The 17,728-nt window shown below is 66.3% G+C and carries 16 protein-coding genes and 1 pseudogene; 14 read left to right on the forward strand and 3 right to left on the reverse strand.

Going from position 1 to position 17,728, the window contains the following annotated elements; translation table 11 throughout:
- The 4 genes and pseudogenes from AB7F93_RS13080 to AB7F93_RS13095 all read left to right on the forward strand — a co-directional run.
- Nucleotides 1–164, forward strand: a pseudogene (locus AB7F93_RS13080) (dioxygenase); the annotation flags it as partial.
- Between the two features lie 54 nt (nucleotides 165–218).
- Nucleotides 219–1,058 carry an alpha/beta fold hydrolase gene (locus AB7F93_RS13085; protein WP_428303351.1) on the forward strand — a complete coding sequence of 280 codons (840 nt, stop codon included), beginning with the start codon at nucleotides 219–221 and terminating at the stop codon, nucleotides 1,056–1,058.
- Between the two features lie 90 nt (nucleotides 1,059–1,148).
- Entirely contained in the window at nucleotides 1,149–2,363 is a 1,215-nt protein-coding gene (locus tag AB7F93_RS13090; protein ID WP_428303352.1) for an aromatic ring-hydroxylating oxygenase subunit alpha, read from the forward strand.
- Entirely contained in the window at nucleotides 2,360–2,713 is a 354-nt protein-coding gene (locus tag AB7F93_RS13095; protein WP_428303353.1) for a hypothetical protein, read from the forward strand. Before AB7F93_RS13090 ends, AB7F93_RS13095 begins: the two co-directional genes overlap by 4 nt.
- Before the next feature lie 33 nt (nucleotides 2,714–2,746).
- On the opposite strand, the gene AB7F93_RS13100 is transcribed toward AB7F93_RS13095, so the two are convergent.
- Both AB7F93_RS13100 and AB7F93_RS13105 read right to left on the reverse strand, forming a co-directional pair.
- Nucleotides 2,747–3,661, reverse strand: a complete 915-nt coding sequence (locus AB7F93_RS13100) for an ABC transporter substrate-binding protein (protein ID WP_428303354.1) — start codon at nucleotides 3,659–3,661, stop codon at nucleotides 2,747–2,749.
- 112 nt (nucleotides 3,662–3,773) lie between these two features.
- The gene (locus AB7F93_RS13105; RefSeq protein ID WP_428303355.1) at nucleotides 3,774–4,595 is read right to left on the reverse strand and encodes a p-hydroxycinnamoyl CoA hydratase/lyase; all 822 of its coding nucleotides are present in this window, start codon (nucleotides 4,593–4,595) and stop codon (nucleotides 3,774–3,776) included.
- A gap of 410 nt (nucleotides 4,596–5,005) precedes the next feature.
- Here AB7F93_RS13105 and AB7F93_RS13110 point away from each other — a divergent pair, with 410 nt between their 5' ends.
- The 10 genes from AB7F93_RS13110 (at nucleotide 5,006) to AB7F93_RS13155 (ending at nucleotide 14,347) form a co-directional block, all read left to right on the forward strand.
- On the forward strand, nucleotides 5,006–6,475 hold the full coding sequence (locus AB7F93_RS13110; protein WP_428303356.1) for a UbiD family decarboxylase: 1,470 nt from the start codon (nucleotides 5,006–5,008) through the stop codon (nucleotides 6,473–6,475).
- A gap of 182 nt (nucleotides 6,476–6,657) precedes the next feature.
- Nucleotides 6,658–7,437 carry a class I SAM-dependent methyltransferase gene (locus tag AB7F93_RS13115; protein ID WP_428303357.1) on the forward strand — a complete coding sequence of 260 codons (780 nt, stop codon included), beginning with the start codon at nucleotides 6,658–6,660 and terminating at the stop codon, nucleotides 7,435–7,437.
- The gene (rnhA, locus tag AB7F93_RS13120) at nucleotides 7,434–7,874 is read left to right on the forward strand and encodes a ribonuclease HI (RefSeq protein ID WP_428303358.1); all 441 of its coding nucleotides are present in this window, start codon (nucleotides 7,434–7,436) and stop codon (nucleotides 7,872–7,874) included. Before AB7F93_RS13115 ends, rnhA begins: the two co-directional genes overlap by 4 nt.
- A complete protein-coding gene (dnaQ, locus tag AB7F93_RS13125; protein ID WP_428303359.1) occupies nucleotides 7,874–8,596 on the forward strand; it encodes a DNA polymerase III subunit epsilon in 723 nt (240 codons plus the stop codon). Before rnhA ends, dnaQ begins: the two co-directional genes overlap by 1 nt.
- A 67-nt stretch (nucleotides 8,597–8,663) precedes the next feature.
- On the forward strand, nucleotides 8,664–9,692 hold the full coding sequence (locus AB7F93_RS13130) for a 2Fe-2S iron-sulfur cluster-binding protein (protein WP_428303360.1): 1,029 nt from the start codon (nucleotides 8,664–8,666) through the stop codon (nucleotides 9,690–9,692).
- A gap of 295 nt (nucleotides 9,693–9,987) precedes the next feature.
- Nucleotides 9,988–10,755: a restriction endonuclease gene (locus AB7F93_RS13135; protein ID WP_428303361.1), complete on the forward strand. Its 768-nt coding sequence runs from the start codon at nucleotides 9,988–9,990 to the stop codon at nucleotides 10,753–10,755.
- 397 nt (nucleotides 10,756–11,152) lie between these two features.
- Nucleotides 11,153–11,500, forward strand: coding sequence for a hypothetical protein (locus tag AB7F93_RS13140; protein WP_428303362.1), 348 nt, complete (start codon nucleotides 11,153–11,155; stop codon nucleotides 11,498–11,500).
- A gap of 96 nt (nucleotides 11,501–11,596) precedes the next feature.
- Nucleotides 11,597–11,920, forward strand: coding sequence for a hypothetical protein (locus AB7F93_RS13145; RefSeq protein WP_428303363.1), 324 nt, complete (start codon nucleotides 11,597–11,599; stop codon nucleotides 11,918–11,920).
- A 154-nt stretch (nucleotides 11,921–12,074) separates the two neighbouring features.
- Nucleotides 12,075–12,884: a phospholipase D-like domain-containing protein gene (locus tag AB7F93_RS13150; protein ID WP_428303364.1), complete on the forward strand. Its 810-nt coding sequence runs from the start codon at nucleotides 12,075–12,077 to the stop codon at nucleotides 12,882–12,884.
- Nucleotides 12,885–13,381: 497 nt separating this feature from the next.
- Nucleotides 13,382–14,347 (forward strand): IS110 family transposase, encoded by a 966-nt coding sequence (locus tag AB7F93_RS13155; protein ID WP_428303365.1) that lies wholly within the window; start codon nucleotides 13,382–13,384, stop codon nucleotides 14,345–14,347.
- A gap of 265 nt (nucleotides 14,348–14,612) precedes the next feature.
- On the opposite strand, the gene mfd is transcribed toward AB7F93_RS13155, so the two are convergent.
- A partial coding sequence (gene mfd / locus AB7F93_RS13160; RefSeq protein ID WP_428303366.1) for a transcription-repair coupling factor occupies nucleotides 14,613–17,728 on the reverse strand: 3,116 nt, incomplete at its 5' end.

The following is a 17,728-nucleotide window of genomic DNA, read 5'->3' on the forward strand; positions in this document are numbered from 1 at the left end:
CGAACTGGCAGCAGGCGCCGGCGGCGCGCGCAAGTCACCCGCGCGAGGAACACCTGCTGCCGCTGATGGTGGTGGCCGGCGCCGGCGGCAACGATGCCGGCCGGCGGGTCTTTCACGACCGCGTGATGGGCGCTACCGTATCGGCCTTCGCGTTCGGCGCCTGAGCCGGGGCGATCGCCTTCACAACCAGTAACCCAGGGCCACCCGAGGAGAAACCGATGAGTCAGTTGACCGAAGACGGCACCAGCCGTTACGTCGAAGCCGGCGGCATGAAGCTGCACTACAACGAGGCCGGCAGCGGCGAGGCGGTGATCATGCTGCACGGCGGCGGCCCCGGCGCCGGCGGCTGGAGCAACTTTGCGAAGAACATCGGCCCGTTCGCCGAGCGCTACCGCACCATCCTGCTGGACTGCCCCGGCTTCAACAAATCGGACACCATCCTGTCGAGCGAGCCGCGGGATCTCGTCAACGCCCGCGCTGTGCGCGACCTGATGGACGCGCTCGGCATTCAAAAGGCGCACCTGATCGGCAACTCCATGGGCGGCGCCTCGTCCATCCGCTTTGCGCTGGAGTTCCCGGACCGCATCGACCGGCTGATCCTGATGGGTGCCGCCGGCGGCGGGCAGAGCCTGTTCCAGCCGCTGCCGCTGGAGGGCATCAAGCTGCTGTTCAAGGTCTACATGCACCCGACCATGGACAACCTGAAGCAGATGATGAACGTGTTCATCTACGACCAGAAGCAGCTCACCGAGGAGATGATCCAGGGCCGCTACGAGAACATGATGCGCCGCCCGGAGCACCTCGAAAATTTCGTCAAGAGCGCATCGAACCCGGCCAACGTGCTGAGCGACTTCACGCCGCGCCTGCACGAGATCAAGGCCAGGACGCTGATCGTGTGGGGTCGCGACGACCGCTTCGTGCCGCTGGATCACGGCCTCAAGTTCATCTGGGGCATTCCGGACGCGCACCTGCACGTGTTCAGCCGCTGCGGACACTGGGCGCAGTGGGAACACGCGGACGCCTTCAACCGCCTGGTGTTCGACTTTCTGACGCATTGACGGCCAACGCCGGATGACTCGCGCGAGTCATCCGGCTTTCGCCAGGGGCACGCCAGATCGCCCCGGCGCGGTTCTACCGAGGAGAGAACCATGAACAGTCCCGCCAGCGGCAACCCACGCCCGTTCGCGCCGCGCTACCCGCAACTCGGCACGGGGCCGGTGCCGGTCAGCTCCGCCGTCGACCCGGCGTTCTTCGAGCTGGAGCGCGAGCGCATCTTCCGCGGCATGTGGGTGAACCTGATCCTTCGCGAGGAGGAATTACCCAACGTCGGCGACTACTCCGTGCGCTACCTCGAAGCGCAGGACGCCACCGTGCTGGTAGTGCGCGGCGACGACGGCAAGCTGCGGGCGTTTCACAACGTGTGCACGCACCGCGGCAACCAGGTGGTCGAGGAAGGCCACGGCAACTGCAAGGGCTTCCAGTGCAACTTCCACGGCTGGACCTTCGACACGCGCGGCCGGCTCGCCTTTGTCACCGACGAGCAGCGCTTTCACAACCTCGACAAGTCGGCGCTCGGCCTGCCGCCGGTGCATCTGGACACCTGGCGCGGCTTCATCTTCGTGAACCTCGCCAAGCGCCCGGCGCAGACGCTTGAAATGGCGATGTCCGAGTTCAACCAGGATCTCAAGCCCTTCCCGTTCGAGCGCATGGTGCTGGCCGGCCGCTACCGCTACACCGTCAACGCCAACTGGAAGGTGACCATGAACGCCTTCCAGGAGTCCTACCACGGCGCCTTCGTGCACAAGCTGTCGGTGGGGCAGTGCATCAGCCCGGAGGATCCGTACCTCGCCGTGCAGCGCATCAAGCTGCAGGAAAACGGCAACCACACGGTGTCCGTGCACCTCGCGCCGCATGAGCTGAGTCCGGCCGAGAAGCTGGCGTTCGGCTTCGGCGCCACCTTCACGCAGGGCGGCAGCGCGGCCGCGGCCTATCCAGGCACCGCGCAGGGCGAGGTGCGGGACTGGGGATTCGATCTGAACATCATCTTCCCGTACTCGCGCATCAACGTCGGCGCCGGCTGGTACTACGTGGACGCCTTCTGGCCGGTGGCGCACGACAAGACCGTATACGAGCTGGCGTACTACTTCCCGATGCCGCAGCGGGCGTCGGAAATGATCAGTCAGGAGTACAGCAAGATCGTGCTGCGGGATCTGTCGCGCGAGGATCTGGCCACCAACGAGGCGACGCACCGCGCGCTGCGTTCCGGCGCCATCCGGCAGATGATGCTGTCGGATCAGGAAATCGCCGTGCGGCACCTGTACCACACGGTGGCGGCGCGCTGCGGCAAGGAGATGGCCAAGTGAGCGCCGCCGCGCTGCCGGCGCCGTTTGCGCACCTTGATCCCTGGCTGTCCTTCGCGCTGCCGAGCGAGGACGCGCGCATGCGCCGGCGTCTTGCGGCGTCGATGGACGAGCTGACGGGTCTTTACCGCGCCCTGGTCGGCGAGCTGCCGGCCATCGCGGCGCATCTTGACCAATGGCCGCTGGCGGAACTGCCCGCCGAGCAGAAGCCGCTGCTGTATCTGGCGATGTCCTTCATGGAAGCGGCGATGGCGGTCGAGGCTTTCCACCAGCCGGGGCCGCCGCACGCCACCACGCCGGAAAGCATGGTGGTGTTTCCGGGGCGGGCAGAGGAGTTGCTGAATCGGGCGTAGCGCCGGTTGAAGGTGCGCTTGCCAGGGCGCCGTTCAGCGCCCCGGCAGGCCGCGCAGGTCCACCAGCGCCTGCGCGTCGAGCGGCGCCTTGAGGCTGCCGATTTCCAGCATCACCTCGATGGCGCGCTTCAGGCCCGGCAGGTCGATCTCGCCGCTGCGGTTCCAGATCGGCAGCGTGCGTGGGAAGGCGCGGTCCAACACCGCGGCATCCTGCGCGTGCTCGCCCCGCAGCAGCAGCGCCCGCAGCGCGGCGGGGTTCTCCACGCAGTGCTGCACGCCGCGCAGGTACGCGCGCAGCAGCCGGCGCAGCAGGTCGGGTTGTTCCTGCACGAACTGCGCGCGCGCCACCAGCAGGCCCCACTGGAAGTGCGGCTCGGCCACGCTGCCGGGTTCCACCACGCGCAGCACGCCGGCCGCCTCGCCCTGCGCCACGAGCGGCTCCACCATCAGCTGCGCCGCAAGCTCCCCGCTCGCCATGCCGTTCAGCGTCTCGTACTGGCTCCACATCTCGTGGTACTGCACGTCGCGGTCCGGGTCGAGCCCGGCGCGGGCGAGCAGCATGCGCATCAGGTGCCCGTCGCAGCTGCCCCGGGACAGCACGCCCACGGTGCGCCCGCGCAGTTGCGTGAGGTCCGCAATTTCCGGCCGCACCACCAGCAGGAAGTGATCGAGGTTGCCGATCACGCTGCTGGCGACGATGCGCCCATCCGGGAAACTGCCGTTGCCGACCGCCTGCAGGAACGGCGGCGTGCCCATGCGGCCGATGTGAATCTCGCCGCGGCCCATCGCCTTGGCGAGCGCATCGCCGCCGGGGATCACCTTCACCGTGAGGGCTATGCCCTCGTCGGCGAAGAAGCCCTGGTCGAGTGCCGTCAGGAATGGCCAGTCGTGCTGGCCACCCTGGTTGGCGTGGCCCCAGGTGAACGGCGTGAGCGAGCGTTGCGTCATGGCGGCGGCACTGTGGCGGGAGGAGGGCGCATTATTCCGCCCGCGGCCGCGGTGGCCGCAGGGGTGGCCGCCGGGGTGGATGGGGGCGTCCGTGCCCCCGATGCGATGCGGCTCAGACGTCCTTGGTCAGCGTGTACGCCTGCGTGCCGGGCTTGAACTCGCGCCGCTTGAAGGACGCCAGCGCGGTGCGCACCCAGTCGTCGTTGGTCTCGCGGGACAGCTCCCACAGCTTGGCCATTTCGTAGTCGATGGCGGCCTCGAAGTCCATCCAGCGCACCTTCTCGTACACCTCCTTGGTCTTGGCGAGCACGGTGCGGCCAAGGCGCGTCAGCATCTTCACGACGCGGTCGGTCTCGGCGTCGAGCTCGGCGAGCGGCATGGACTTGGTGGCGTAGCCCATGTCCTCGGCCTGCTTGCCGGTGAAGGTCTCGCCGGTCAGCGCGTAGTACAGCGCCTTCTTGCGGGACGGCATGTTGTTGGCGTAGGCCCAGGTGGTGCCGCCGCCGGGGAAGATGCCGAAGTTCACCTCCGACAGGCCCCAGGTCGATTCCTCGGCCACCAGCACGATGTCGAGCACGCCGGCCAGCGCCATGCCGCCGCCGAAGCACCAGCCGTTCACCTTGCCGATGGTGACCGCGGAATGGTTTTTCATGCGCGTGAACCAGCCAAACGCGTTCTTGTTGATCTCGGCCATCAGGTCAGGCTTGTCGAACGGTTCGAGGAAGCAGCCTTCGAGATCCATGCCGGCGCAGAAGGCGTCGCCGGCGCCGGTGATGACGATGACCTTGACCCGCGCGCGGTCGATTTCGTCCAGCACCTTCACCATCTCGGCGTGCAGGGTGGGGCTCATGCAGTTGCGCTTTTCGGGCCGGTTGAAGGTGATGTAGGCGGCATGGTCGCGGATGTCCAGCAGGACGGTCTGGTAGCTGCTCATGGTTCTCCTCGGGTGTGTTCGGCGGTGTGCGCGGGCGGGTTCGCCGGCCGCGCGGCGCGCAATTTAACACTCGTTAAGGATGCCGGTCACGGCGGCTTGCGCCGCGCCAGACGGGGGTCTATAACAAGCCGCTGAAAAGTCATTTTCAACGGCTTGTTGGGCAAGTCAGGGATGGCTTGCCCGCCCATCAAGCGCGTCAAGCGCTTGATGGGCGGAGGCGCGTTGCGGACATGTGCCGCGACAAGCCGAGTTGAAAAAGGGCAGGAAGCCCTTTTTCAACCGCCTGACTTAAGACGCAAACGCCGCGACGGGTTCCGAAGGTCGCGGCCGGCTTGGCGGGACAGGGACGCACCGCGGACGGCCACGGACGGTGAGTTGACCAATCGACTACAACCCTCCGGAGGAGACCCATGGAACAGACCACCCGTACCCCGACGCACGCCGGGCTGATGGACTTTCGCGCCTGGCTGCACGAGCTCGAACGCACCGGCCACCTGGTGCGCATCGCGGACGAAATCGACCCGCAGACCGAGGCCGGCGCCATCATGCGTCTGGCCAACGAGCGCCAGTCCCCGGCGCAGTGGTTCACCAACTGCAAGGGCGCCATGAAGGGCGCGACGCTGCTGGGCGGCCCCTTCGCCACCAAGGAGCGCATCGCGATCGCCTTTGGTCTGCCGCCGGACACGCCGCACTCGGTGGTGACCGACGTGTTCGCCGACGGCCTGCACGGCAAGCGCATCAAGCCGGAGATCGTGTCGTCCGGCGTGTGCCAGGAGCACGTGCTGCTCGGCGACGACGTGAACCTTGATCTGCTGCCCATCGCCAAGCTGCACCCGCAGGACGGCGGGCCGTACATCGGCACGCTCAACATCGGCGTGTGCAAGGACTTCGATTCCGAGTGGGTGAACTGGGGCACCTACCGGGGCATGAAGCACGACAAGAAGAGCACCGGCCTGTGGCTCGGGCCGCTGAACCAGGGCGGGCAGATCCTCAAGAAATACCGCGCCGCGGACAAGGTGATGGAGTACGCCATGTTCTTTGGCGGCGACCCCATGCACAACATCGTGGCCTCGTCCAGCGTGCCGCCCGGCGTGTCGGAAGTGGAGGTCGTCGGCGGCATCCGCGGCGAGGCGGTGAAGCTGGTCAAGTGCAAGACGGTGGATCTTTACGTGCCCGCCAACGCCGAGCTGGTGCTGGAAGGCACCGTCAGCCCCGGCGACGAGCGCGAGGAAGGGCCGTTCGGCGAGTACCCGGGTTACGTCGTGTCCGGCACCAACCCGCGGCCGGTGTTCAGGCTCTCGGCACTCACCTTCCGCAGCGATCCCATCCTGCCGGCGACGTGTCTCGGTATCCCCGTCGACGACGCCATGATGTGGGTGCTGGAAGTCGCCTCCAGCGTCAAGGAAGCCCTGCGCGCCAAGGGCGTGCCCATCGTGGACGTCGCGGTGCCGGAGTTCAGCGGCTGCCACGCGGTGGTGGTGTCCACCAAGACGCCTTACGCCGGCATTCCGCAGCTGATCGCCAGCATCAGCTGGGCGGACCGGAACGCCAGCTACTTCCCGTACGTGATCGTGGTGGATGACGACGTCGACCCGTGGAATCTCGGCGAGGTGTTCCATGCGATCTGCACCAAGTGCAACCCGGTGCGCGACATCCACGTCTACCCCGGCCACATCAACAGCCCGCTCACGCCCTACATTGCCGGCCACCCGCTGCGCGAGTTCGGTGCCGGCGGCGGCAACGTGCTGCTGGACTGCACCTGGCCCATCGAGTGGACCGCCGCGCAGCGCCCGCATCGCCTGGCCTTCCACAACACCTACCCCGAGGCGGTGAAGGAGAAGGCGCTGGCCAACTTCGCGCGCTGGGGCTTGCAGCGGTAGTTACGACGACGTGATGTCGACACGGGCGGGGCAGCTATGCCCCGCCCTTTTTTTGTCCGAGTTCGGGGCCGACTCGCAGCGACCCCGGTCGGAAGCGGGCCGCGGGCGGGATCGCCATTGAGCGCCGGTGAAGCCGCTGCATACAATCAGCGCCTTTCCCGCGCCGGCCGCATCACGACCGCATGAGCTCCTCGCCCGCTTCCGCCCTCCGCACTGACCCACTCGCCGCCGCCCTGGCGCAGGTCGAGCACCGCCAGGTGCGGGCCCTGCTGCCGGCCGCGACGCAGGGTCTGGTGGTGCAGGTCACGCGCCACTGGCCGGCGGTTGAGCTGGGGCTCACCGAGCCGCGGGCGTGGTCCGTGGTGGTGGGCGGTCCCGGCGCAGCCGGCGCGCAGGTGCAGGGCGATCCCGTCGCCTGGCCGCTGGCAAGCGACAGCGCCGCCGTGGTGATCCTGTTGCACACCCTGGAGCAGGTGGCCGATCCCGCGCCCGTGCTGGCGGAAGCGGAGCGCGTGCTGATGCCCTTCGGCCGCCTGCTGGTGGCGGGCTTCAACCCGTGGAGTCTGTGCGGACTGCGCGGCATGGCCGAGCGGTTCGGCCATCACTCGCGCGACTGGTGGCCGCAGCACCTGCGCTCGGTGGGCGAGCTGCGGCAGTTGCTCCGTCGCCTGCCGATGCAGGTGGAGGACGTCACCACGGCGTTTTTCCGCGTGCCGGTCGACCGGCCGTGGATCCTGCGCGGCACGCAGGTGATGGAGCACATCGGCCCGCGCCTGCTGCCGCGCAGCGGCGGTTTGTACTGTCTTGCCGCCAGCAAGCGGCGTTTCGCGGTGCGCCCGCTGCGCTTGCGCTGGCAGCGCCTGCCGGCCTACGTGGCGCCCGGTGCGCGCATCCAGGCCGGCCGGACGGCGGCCCTGCAGTCGGTCACCACGCAATCGGTTGTCGAGCAGTTGGCCGCATGAGCGCGCCGGTCGAGATTTACGCCGACGGCGCCTGCCGCGGCAATCCGGGGCCGGGCGGCTGGGGCGCGCTGCTGCGCTACGGCACGCAAGAACGGGAGCTATGGGGCGGCGAGCCCGACACCACCAACAACCGCATGGAGCTGACGGCGGTGATCCGGGCGCTCGAAGTGCTGCAACGGCCAAGCCGGCTGCACATCACCACCGACTCGCAGTACGTGCTGCACGGCGTCACGCAGTGGCTGGCCGGCTGGAAGCGCCGCGGCTGGCGCACCGCGGATGGCAAGCCGGTCAAGAACCGCGAGCTGTGGGAGCGTCTGGATACCCTGCTGGCGGCGCACCAGGCGGAGTGGACCTGGGTGCGCGGCCACACCGGCCACCCGGAAAACGAACGCGCGGATGCGCTCGCCAACCGCGGCATCGACGAGCTGGTGCGCTGATGCGGCAGATAGTCCTGGACACCGAGACCACGGGCCTGTCGCCGGCCGACGGCCACCGCGTCATCGAAATCGGCGCCGTGGAACTGTTCAACCGCCGCCTCACCGGCAAGCACTTTCACCACTACCTGCAGCCGGATCGGGCCATCGACCCCGGCGCCGAGGAAGTGCACGGCATCAGCAACGAGTTCCTCGCCGACAAGCCGCGCTTTGCCGACGTGGCGGCGGAGTTCGTCGAGTTCGTCGCCGGTGCCGAACTCATCATCCACAACGCGCCGTTTGACGTCGGCTTCCTGAACGCGGAGCTCGGCCGGCTGGGCGCGGACGCCGAGACCATCGGGGCGCAGTGCAGCGTGCTCGACACGCTGGCCCTGGCGCGGCGATTGCACCCCGGCCAGCGCAACACGCTCGACGCGCTGTGCCGGCGCTACGGCGTGGACAACTCCGGGCGCAGCCTGCACGGCGCGCTGCTGGACGCGCAGATCCTGGCCGACGTGTATCTGGCCATGACCGGCGGGCAGGTAACGCTGCTGCTGGGCGACGACGCCGGCGGCACCGTCGGCGCGAGCCACGCGGGGCCGGCGCGCGTGCGTGCCGACCGCCCGGCGCTGCGCGTGATCATGCCGACGGCGGACGAAATCGCCGCGCACGTGGCGCGGCTCGCCGTCATCGACCAGGCGAGCCGCGGCCAATGCCTGTGGCTCGCCGCGGAACGCGAATCCTGAGCCCGGCGCTTGGTTACACTGGCCGCCGATTTTTTCCACCACACCGCTTTTTTGAACGGGTAGAACCATGAGCAAGGCCTTCGCCATCCGCGTACAGCAATCCGGCGCCGAGTACCCCTGCGCCGCGGACGACACGGTGCTGCGCGCCGGCCTGCGGGCGGGCCTTGGCCTGTCCTACGAGTGCAACGTCGGCAGCTGCGGCACGTGCAAGTTCGAGGTCGTGGAAGGCGAGGTGCGCAGCCTGTGGGAAGAGGCGCCGGGCCTTAACCCGCGCGACCGCCAGCGCGGCCGCCTGCTCGCCTGCCAGTGCGTGCCGATGAGCGACTGCGTCATCAAGCCGATGATGATGGACGACCAGTTCATCCCCACCGATACGCCGCGGCGCTTCAACAGCGAACTTGTCGCCATCCGCGATCTCACGCACGACATCCGCGAGTTCGTCTTTCAGGACAGTCAGCCGGCCGGCTTCCGGCCGGGACAGTACGCCCTGCTGCACCTGCCGGGCGTGGCCGGTCCGCGCGCGTACTCCATGTCCAACATCCGCAACGCCGACGGGCGCTGGGAATTCATCATCCGCAAGGTGCCGAACGGCGCCGGCACGGCCGCGCTGTTCGAACTCAAGGTCGGCGACCGCATCGACATCGACACCCCGTACGGCCTCGCTTACCTGCGCACGGACATCAAGCGCACCGTGGTGTGCATCGGCGGTGGATCGGGCCTGGCGCCGATGCTGTCCATCGCCCGGGGTCTCGTGGCCGAGCCCGGCATGCAGGACGTGAAGCTCAAGTTCTTCTACGGCGCCCGCGCCCCGCGCGACCTGTGCGGCGAGGCGGAACTGAAGGCCCTGCCGGGCTTCGGCAGCCGCATCGAGTTCCTGCCCGCGCTGTCCGATGCCGACGCCGCCGCGGCCGGCGGCTGGACCGGCGACGTCGGCTTCATCCACGAGCAGGTCAAGGCACGCATCCCGGCCGACCAGTTGCAGGAGTGCGAGTTCTACACCTGCGGCCCGCCGGTGATGATCAACGCCGTAATGCAAATGCTGGGCGGCGAGCTCAAGGTACCGCCGGACCGCGTGCACTACGACAGCTTCGTCTGAGAAAACGCGGACGTATCCAGCGCGTCCCGGTTGCGGTGCTAGAGGGGCGGGCGTAACGTGGGCAAATGCCGAAAGGCCATGCCCACGTTATGCCGGTCTGGTGCGAATCCGTTGGCGCATCCGGTCGAGCGGTTTGGGCGGTTGTGCCGAAGGTGTGTTTGCCGGCCGTATCTGGCCCCCTTTCTGAGGCGTGCCTGTGCTGAAACAACAAGTTACCGTACGGCAGAACGTGTTATGCACCTCGTCGGCGGGTTGTTATACACCTGCTCAGGCGCCTAATTCACGTTAGGTTTCCATGATCGACGATCCGTTCCCACCTGATTGGCGAGCTCTGCAAGCGGGTGTGTGCCGACTCTTCAACGATATAGGACTCTCCGCCGAAGTGGAGGTTGAACGGCCAACGCCTCGGGGACGCGTCGTCGTTGATGTATTTGCCACCGACGAAAATAGTGTCGACAACATTACCTATATCGTTGAGTGTAAGAATTGGAATTCGGCCATCCCCAAGACCGTCGTGCACGCGTTCACCACTGTCATGCAAGAGACAGGGGCAAACATAGGCTATATCGTCTCCCAACATGGCCTTCAGTCGGGCGCAGAAGAGTACACGCGTCACACCAATATAACCGGACTCACGTATCAGGCACTGCAAGAACGCTACTTCAATGTTTGGTGGCAGAGATATTTTTGTGTTGCTGCCGCTTCCGCAGCTGACTCAGCTCATCAGTATGTTGAACCATTCAATTCCTTCAGAGAGTGCATCGCTACAACACTGGACTCTGAGGCGCAAACCCACTTCCGAAGGCTACAAGCCAAGTACGCGCCATTCGTTCTGCTTGTACAGATCATGGATATCGGAAGAAGAATTCCTCAGCACCTCTCAGAACCGCCTGTTGGCATCGGTCTCTACAAGGAGAAGGTCGGAGAACTTCTTGGTGACCGAAGTTTATTTAAGGCTAATTACTACCGAGACTTGCTTGTCGAAATCTCGTCCAAGCTAGCGTCCATTGAAGGGGAGTTCAATGGCCTGTTTGGAAGAAACATCTTTTCGCCGGAAACCTAACATGGCGCTCAACCTCGCTCCCTCCGGTCGCTGGACCCTTCGCCGGCAAGCCGGCTCGGGCCGGTTAGCTCTACGTTAGGCGTCGCGACCAGGCCGTTCGCACTTCGACCGGGACAGCATGATCCTACCGAACCGCACTCGTTTCGCTGCTGACCCCTTCGGGTACAGCGCACTTGCTTGGCACAAGTGGGGCACTGCGCAGACTATCGCTGGCCTTCCAGTCGATCCAAAAGATTCTCCGTCGAGCGCTGACCTCAAAGCACCGATACTTTGGCTGGCGCATGCTCACGCCCTTTCCGAAGCAGCGGTCACAGTCATCAGAAGTGAGCCTACCTGGGAGAACATGCCACTCAGCGTCCATGGTGTCTGCGACAGTCAATACTGCGCAACCGGCCTCATGCTCGTTGGCTACAGCCTCGAAATTTGTCTGAAGGGCCTGCTCATATTGACCAAAGGTGTCGAAGCCTACGCAAGCGAAGAGAAGCAGTTTCGACATCACAAGCTCGAGCGGCTGGCCGAGCAAGTCCCAAATCTCAGTGCGAAGGACAGAGCGATATTGAGCGTGCTCACGCACTTCACCGAATGGGCGGGTCGCTATCCAGATCCAGGCTCGGGAAAAGATGAAAAGGTGGAAGAGATCTTCACGTTGGCGGAGCAGCATCAGATCACTGCGCGCGACTTGTTCGTTCTCTCAGCACGAGTGATGAAGCACACCGCCATCGTTGTGAATGAACATGCCGTCTGAACGCTGTGCAGCAACGCCTAACCATTCGTTGCACCCGACGGCCTACAGCGGGCTTCGCCCGCTTCGGTCCGCGGGTGAACGCAAACGTTAGCCCGCATGAATGCACGCCGCATCCACGAGCTCATGCGCAAGCACTTCCCGCCGATTGAGCATGCCACCCGTGCGTGGTCGATTGTCCAAACCGAGCGTGGCGCAAACCAAGGCGCCATCGCAGCGCTGCTCGCCGAGCACGTCGCCTCGCCGGAGGTTGTTGTTGAGGTTCATCGCAAGCTCGGTGCATTCTTGCCAGTTGCCGATGCTCCGGCATATATCGGCGCTCACATCGGCGAGGGTGAAATTCGCATTGCCAATCGCGAGTTCACCGGCTTTGTTGTGGTCGCGCTCAACGGTGTGGCTACAGGTTGGCGCCATGCTGGCTAACCCTTCGCTGCACCTGACGTGCGCCAGCCTGCGGCTGTCGCCCGCAGGTGAGCTCAACCGTTAGCCCTCTTTCAACCCACCCGCGAAGGGAAGGTGTATGAGAATAAAGTGTATTGATTGCGGCCACTCGGAAGAAGTCACCTTGGATCTTTTCGTGAAGATCATAGGTGGCGCAACGGCAGGTTTCGGCTTTTGGGCTTGGGTTAGTTTTCTTTTTGCAGGCACCGGATTTGCGATGGCCATTTGCATTGCAATTATTGCCGGCGGTGCCGCGATGCTCGCCTACAAAAACGAAATCATTGACTGGCTGGTCAATAAAGGCTTCGCATGTAAGGGGTGTGGCGGTCAGAAATGGGCGGCACTCTCTCCTGAGATGGAACAGGAAATGAATGCAAAGGATGCCAAAATTGATGATCTTATTCGTATTGTAGAGTCCATCCGCGCGTCGCGTGACATTTCAGAGAGGCAGGCGCAGGTAATTGAAAACGCGCTTACTAACTCAATTACATCTTTAGAAGTCATCGATGGCTCTGAGCACTTCAATGTGTTAATGCGTGCTTTCGCTGAAGCAAAAAACACTGTTTGCATACTCTCTGGATGGATCGGAAGCCCTCTACTCGACGCAGAAATACAACAGCTACTTCGAGCCGCTGTAAAGAGAGGGGTTCGTATATTCCTTGGCTTCGGCTGGGAATCGAACTCCGGTCACGAGATATCGCCAACCGCAAAATCCGCGCTGAGTTTCGTTAGGAGTCTCGATAGCTCCCGGGTCATGGTTGCCCAGTTCGCAAATCATGAAAAAGTGCTCGTGGTTGATGACGAATATTGCATTTTCGGCAGCAACAATTGGCTGTCGAACTCTACGTTTCGAAATAGCGAGCGGAGCATCTTGGTGCGTATCCCGAGCTTTGCGAGCGAGGAAGCAAAGCGTGTGGAGGCTATCGTCCGGCGGCACGGAAGTTGATACGGCGAAGGCTAACAATTCATTCAAGCCGACACCGCTTCGCGGCGCGGCTTAATTCAAACGTTAGCCCGCGGTAGGATGCGGTGAGGCACGAACCGCATCGATCGAGGAATCGCGCCGTCCCGGAGTGAATCCTTGGCCGAGCACCGTCGCGGCCTTACGGTGTGGCTAACTGGTTTTCTTATGCCGGGGTTGGCTTGGCGGCGTGGCGCCGTATTCCTGCGTCGAAAGATCGATGGGCTGGGCTCGACCCTTGTGAAAGCAGTCCATTGGCCTCGACTGATGCGGTTCGTACCTCACCGCATCCTTGTATTGTTCCCCTGCAAGGCCGGACGCCGCTCGCATCCTGGGGCCCTGAGCCCGCAGCGTAGATCTTGCGCCGGCCTTGCGTTCTATCTCCCCGCACGACATCGGACAGTCTCTGGGGCAAGGCCGGGCCGGCAGCCCGCATACACAAGGTCGATGGGCGTGGAGTCACGGAATGGTCGGAGGTCCGTATGTCTCACATCCTCGGAATCGATGTCTCGAAGGCCAAGCTCGATGTCGCCCTGCGCCGGCCGGACGGCAAGTGGCGCAGCAAGGTGATCGAGAACACGCCGACCGGGTTCGGCGTATTGCGGGAGTGGTTGGTGTCGCACGGCGTCGGTTCGGTCCACGCCTGCCTTGAGGCCACCGGCACCTACTGGGAAGCCGTGGCCGAGTATCTGGCCGACGCCGGGCACACGGTCAGCGTGGTGAATCCGGCCCAGATCAAGGCCTTCGGCGGGGCCGGTCTGGTCCGCAGCAAGACCGACCGCGTCGATGCGCGCCTGATCGCGGACTTCTGCGCCGCCCAGTGCCCGCCACCGTGGCAGGCGCCGCCGGCATCCGTCAGAACCTTGCGCGCCCTGGTCAGCCGCCGCGAGGCGCTCGACGCCATGCGCACGCAGGAGCGCAACCGCCTGCCGGTGTCCGATGAGGCGGTGCGGGGCGGCATCGAGGCGCACCTCGCGCACCTTGAACAGGCGATCAGGGACATCGACACAGCCATCCGCCAGACCATTGACGACGATCCGCACCTGCGCGGCCAGGGCGAGCTGCTGGTCAGCATCCCGGGCCTGGGCGATCGGACCGTGGCGGCATTGCTGGCGTACTACGGCGGACCGCTCAGGTTCGAGAGCGCCAAACAGGCGGTGGCGTTTGCCGGGCTCGACCCGCGTCAGCACCAGTCGGGCAGCAGCGTGCGCGGCAAACCGCGCCTGTCGAAGGTCGGCCACGCGCGCTTGCGCAAGGCGCTGTACATGCCGGCGATGGTGGCGACCACGCGCACCGCCTGGGGCCGGGCGCTCAAGCAGCGGCTCACCGCCGCCGGCAAACCGCCGATGCTGATCCTCGGCGCCATGATGCGAAAGCTGCTATGCGTGGCCTACGGCGTGCTGCGCTCCGGGCGGCCATTTGACCCGACGCTGCATCAACTCGCTTGACGCGGATAACAGTATCTACCCGAGCTGCGTATTCCGCCTTTCGTGTTTCGGCGTTACCACGGACACGTCGCGGGACGGCGGGTTACGGCTTCGCCTAACCCGCCCTACGAATTCCGTCGGGCCCCTGCCGAGTTCAGCGCTCCGGTTCCCAGCATCGCCATAGCGCGATTAGGCGGGTGCGGGCAGTCACGCGAACCGCATGCCCACCCATCGTTGCTCCCGGCGCCCATGCGAAGCGTGGCCGCCCCGGGGGCGGGTTCCATCCCTACGAGCGCGCGGAGGCACCCGCCTGCACACCCGCGCCGGGTCGCAGGCGCGTCAGCAGGCTTTCCACCGCATCGAGCCGCGCCTGCACCGTGTCCGTGTGCACGGTGGCGACGAGCTTGCTGCGCCCGTCGAAGCGGTAGGTCTTGGGCTCGCCGCGGATGAGCTTGAGCAGCGCGTCCACGTCGATGGCCGGCTGCTCGGTGAGCGCGATGGTGTAGCCGTGCTCGCCGCCGGTGATTGCCGTCACGCCGAGTGCGCGCCCGGCGATGCGCAGCCGCGCCTGCGCGAACAGCAGTCCGGCCTGCGCCGGCAGCGGGCCGAAGCGGTCCACGAGCTCCACTTGCAGGTCTTCCAGCGCCGGCAGATCCGCCGCGCCGGCGACGCGCTTGTACAGCACCAGGCGCTGGTGCACGTCCGGCACGTAGTCGCTCGGCAGCAGTGCGGCGCCGCCGAGGTTGATGTCGATTTCCTGCCGCACGGCGGCGTCGAAGTCCGGCGTGCGCCCGGCGCGGATGTCGCGCACGGCGCGCTCCAGCAGCTCGTTGAACAGCGTGAAGCCGATTTCCTGGATGTGGCCGGTCTGCTCGTCGCCGAGCAGTTCGCCGGCGCCGCGGATTTCCATGTCGTGGCTGGCGAGCGTGAAGCCGATGCCGAGCTCGCCAAGTGACTCGATGGCTTCGAGGCGCTTCAGCGCGTCGCCCTTCAGCGCATCCCGGCTCGGCACCATGAGGTACGCGTACGCCTGGTGGTGCGAGCGGCCGACGCGCCCGCGCAGCTGGTGCAACTGCGCGAGGCCGAGGTTGTCGGCGCGGTCGATGACGATGGTGTTCGCCGTCGGCACGTCGATGCCGCTCTCGACGATGGTGGTGCACACCAGCAGGTTGAAGCGGCGGTGGTGGAAGTCCGCCATGATGCGTTCGAGCTCGCGCTCGGGCATCTGGCCGTGCGCCACGCGAAGCGCCGCTTCCGGCAGCAGCTGGCGCAGGTCGTGCGCCACGCGGTCGATGGTCTCGACCTTGTTGTGCAGGAAGTACACCTGCCCGCCGCGCTTGAACTCGCGCAGGCACGCCTCGCGCACCAGCTCGCCGTCGTACGGCCGCACGAAGGTCTTGACCGCCATGCGCCGCGGCGGCGGGGTGGCGATGATCGACAGGTCCCGCAGGCCGGACATGGCCAGACTCAGCGTGCGCGGGATGGGCGTCGCGGTCAGCGTCAGCACGTCCACTTCCGCCCGCAGCGCCTTGAAGGCTTCCTTCTGCTTGACGCCGAAGCGGTGCTCCTCGTCGATGATCAGCAGACCCAGGCGCTGGAAGGCGACGTCCTTCTGCAGCAGCCGATGCGTGCCGATGACGATGTCGACCTGGCCCGCCGCCACCTGCGCCAGGATCTGCTGCTGCTCGGCCTTGGATTCGAAGCGCGTCAGCGCCGCCACGCGCAGCGGCCAGTCGGCCAGGCGATTGCGGAAGGTCTCGGCATGCTGCTGGGCGAGCAGCGTGGTCGGCACCAGCACCGCCACCTGCTGGCCGGCGTGCGCGGCGACGAAGGCCGCGCGCACCGCGACCTCGGTCTTGCCGAAGCCGACGTCGCCGCACACCACGCGGTCCATGGGTTTCTCGGCGGCAAGATCGGCCAGCACGTCGGCGATGGCGCGCGCCTGGTCCGGCGTTTCCTCGAACGGGAAGCTGGCCGCGAAGCGCGCGTAGTCGTCCGGCAGCGGGATGGCGTGCCCGCCGCGCGCGGCGCGCTTGGCGTAGATGGCCAGCAGCTCGGCGGCGGCGTCGCGCACCCGCTCGCGCGCCTTGCGCTGCGCGCGCTGCCAGTCGCCGCTGCCGAGTTTGTGCAGCGGCGCGTGCGTGGCGTCGGCGCCGGTGTAGCGGTGCACGAGTTCCAGGCTGCCGACCGGCACGTAAATCTTGGCGTGATCGGCGTACTCCAACGCCAGGTACTCGCCGGCGCTGCCGCCGACGTCCAGCGTTTCGAGCCCCAGATACCGGCCGACGCCGTGCTCGATGTGCACCACGGGGTCGCCCGGCGCCAGTTCCGTCAGGTTGCGGATGACGGCTTCAGGATCGGTCTCGCGCCGCTCGCGCCGGCGCTGCTGCACCACGTGCTCGCCGTAGATCTGGCTCTCGGCGACGATGGCGATGCCGGCCTTGGGCAGCAGCAGGCCGTCGTCCACCGGCGCCACGGCAATCGCAAGCCGTGCATCGGACGCCAAAAACTGCGCCCAGTCCTCCAGCACCTGCACGCCGATGTGCTGGCGCGCCAACATCTCGCGCAGCGTCTCGCGCCGGCCGAGGCTCTCGGCGGCGATCAGCGTGCGCCCGGCGAAGCCGGCGATGAAATCTTCGAGCGCCGCGAGCGGCCGGGCGGCGCGGCTGTCCACCGGCAGCGCCGGGGCGGCGGCCACGGGCAGCGCGTACTCGTCGGCGGCCTCGCGCAGCGCCACCTGCGCAAAGCGCTTGATGCCGGCGAACACGGCGCCGGGGTCGAGGTACAGCTCCCCCGGCGGCAGGGGCGGGTAGTCGCGGGCAATCTCGCGCGCCGTGTAGCGTTCCCGCACCGTGGCCCAGAAGGCGTCGCCGGCCGCAAGACACCCTTCCTGCCAGGCGATGAGCGTGCCCGGCGGCAGGTAGTCGAACAGGGTGGCGGTGGTCTCGAAAAACAGCGGCAGGTAGAACTCGACGCCCGCCGGCGGGCGCCCGGCCTGCAATTCCCGATACAGCGTCGAGCGCGCCGGGTTGGCCTCGAACACCTCCATGTAGCGCTGGTAGAAGCGCTCGATGGCCGCCGTGTGAAGCGGGAACTCCCGCCCGGGCAGCAGATCGATGCCGGGCAGGCTCTCCTGCGAGCGCTGGGTGTCCGGGTCGAAGCGGCGGATCGAGTCGACCTCGTCGTCGAACAGCTCGACGCGAAACGGCGTGTCGCTGCCCATCGGGAACAGATCCAGCAGCCCGCCGCGGATGGCGAACTCGCCGTGTTCCATGACCTGGTTGACCGCCGTGTAGCCGGCCCGGGCGAGCCGGTCGCGCATGTCGGTGAGGTTCAGGCGCTCGCCACGCTTCAGGTGCAGGCTGTAGGCGTCCAGGTACGTCTGCGGCGGCAGGCGCTGCA

Source organism: Immundisolibacter sp., assembly GCF_050250495.1.
GTDB lineage: Bacteria > Pseudomonadota > Gammaproteobacteria > Immundisolibacterales > Immundisolibacteraceae > Immundisolibacter.

Bases quoted from the DNA above. Each gene is read 5' to 3' on its own strand.
- AB7F93_RS13145 (WP_428303363.1), top strand. From the start codon at position 11,597: ATGAATGCACGCCGCATCCACGAGCTCATGCGCAAGCACTTCCCGCCG.
- AB7F93_RS13135 (WP_428303361.1), top strand. From the start codon at position 9,988: ATGATCGACGATCCGTTCCCACCTGATTGGCGAGCTCTGCAAGCGGGT.
- rnhA (WP_428303358.1), top strand. From the start codon at position 7,434: ATGAGCGCGCCGGTCGAGATTTACGCCGACGGCGCCTGCCGCGGCAAT.
- AB7F93_RS13155 (WP_428303365.1), top strand. From the start codon at position 13,382: ATGTCTCACATCCTCGGAATCGATGTCTCGAAGGCCAAGCTCGATGTC.
- AB7F93_RS13130 (WP_428303360.1), top strand. From the start codon at position 8,664: ATGAGCAAGGCCTTCGCCATCCGCGTACAGCAATCCGGCGCCGAGTAC.
- dnaQ (WP_428303359.1), top strand. From the start codon at position 7,874: ATGCGGCAGATAGTCCTGGACACCGAGACCACGGGCCTGTCGCCGGCC.
- AB7F93_RS13110 (WP_428303356.1), top strand. From the start codon at position 5,006: ATGGAACAGACCACCCGTACCCCGACGCACGCCGGGCTGATGGACTTT.
- AB7F93_RS13090 (WP_428303352.1), top strand. From the start codon at position 1,149: ATGAACAGTCCCGCCAGCGGCAACCCACGCCCGTTCGCGCCGCGCTAC.
- AB7F93_RS13105 (WP_428303355.1), bottom strand. From the start codon at position 4,595: ATGAGCAGCTACCAGACCGTCCTGCTGGACATCCGCGACCATGCCGCC.
- AB7F93_RS13085 (WP_428303351.1), top strand. From the start codon at position 219: ATGAGTCAGTTGACCGAAGACGGCACCAGCCGTTACGTCGAAGCCGGC.
- AB7F93_RS13140 (WP_428303362.1), top strand. From the start codon at position 11,153: ATGCTCGTTGGCTACAGCCTCGAAATTTGTCTGAAGGGCCTGCTCATA.
- AB7F93_RS13100 (WP_428303354.1), bottom strand. From the start codon at position 3,661: ATGACGCAACGCTCGCTCACGCCGTTCACCTGGGGCCACGCCAACCAG.
- AB7F93_RS13115 (WP_428303357.1), top strand. From the start codon at position 6,658: ATGAGCTCCTCGCCCGCTTCCGCCCTCCGCACTGACCCACTCGCCGCC.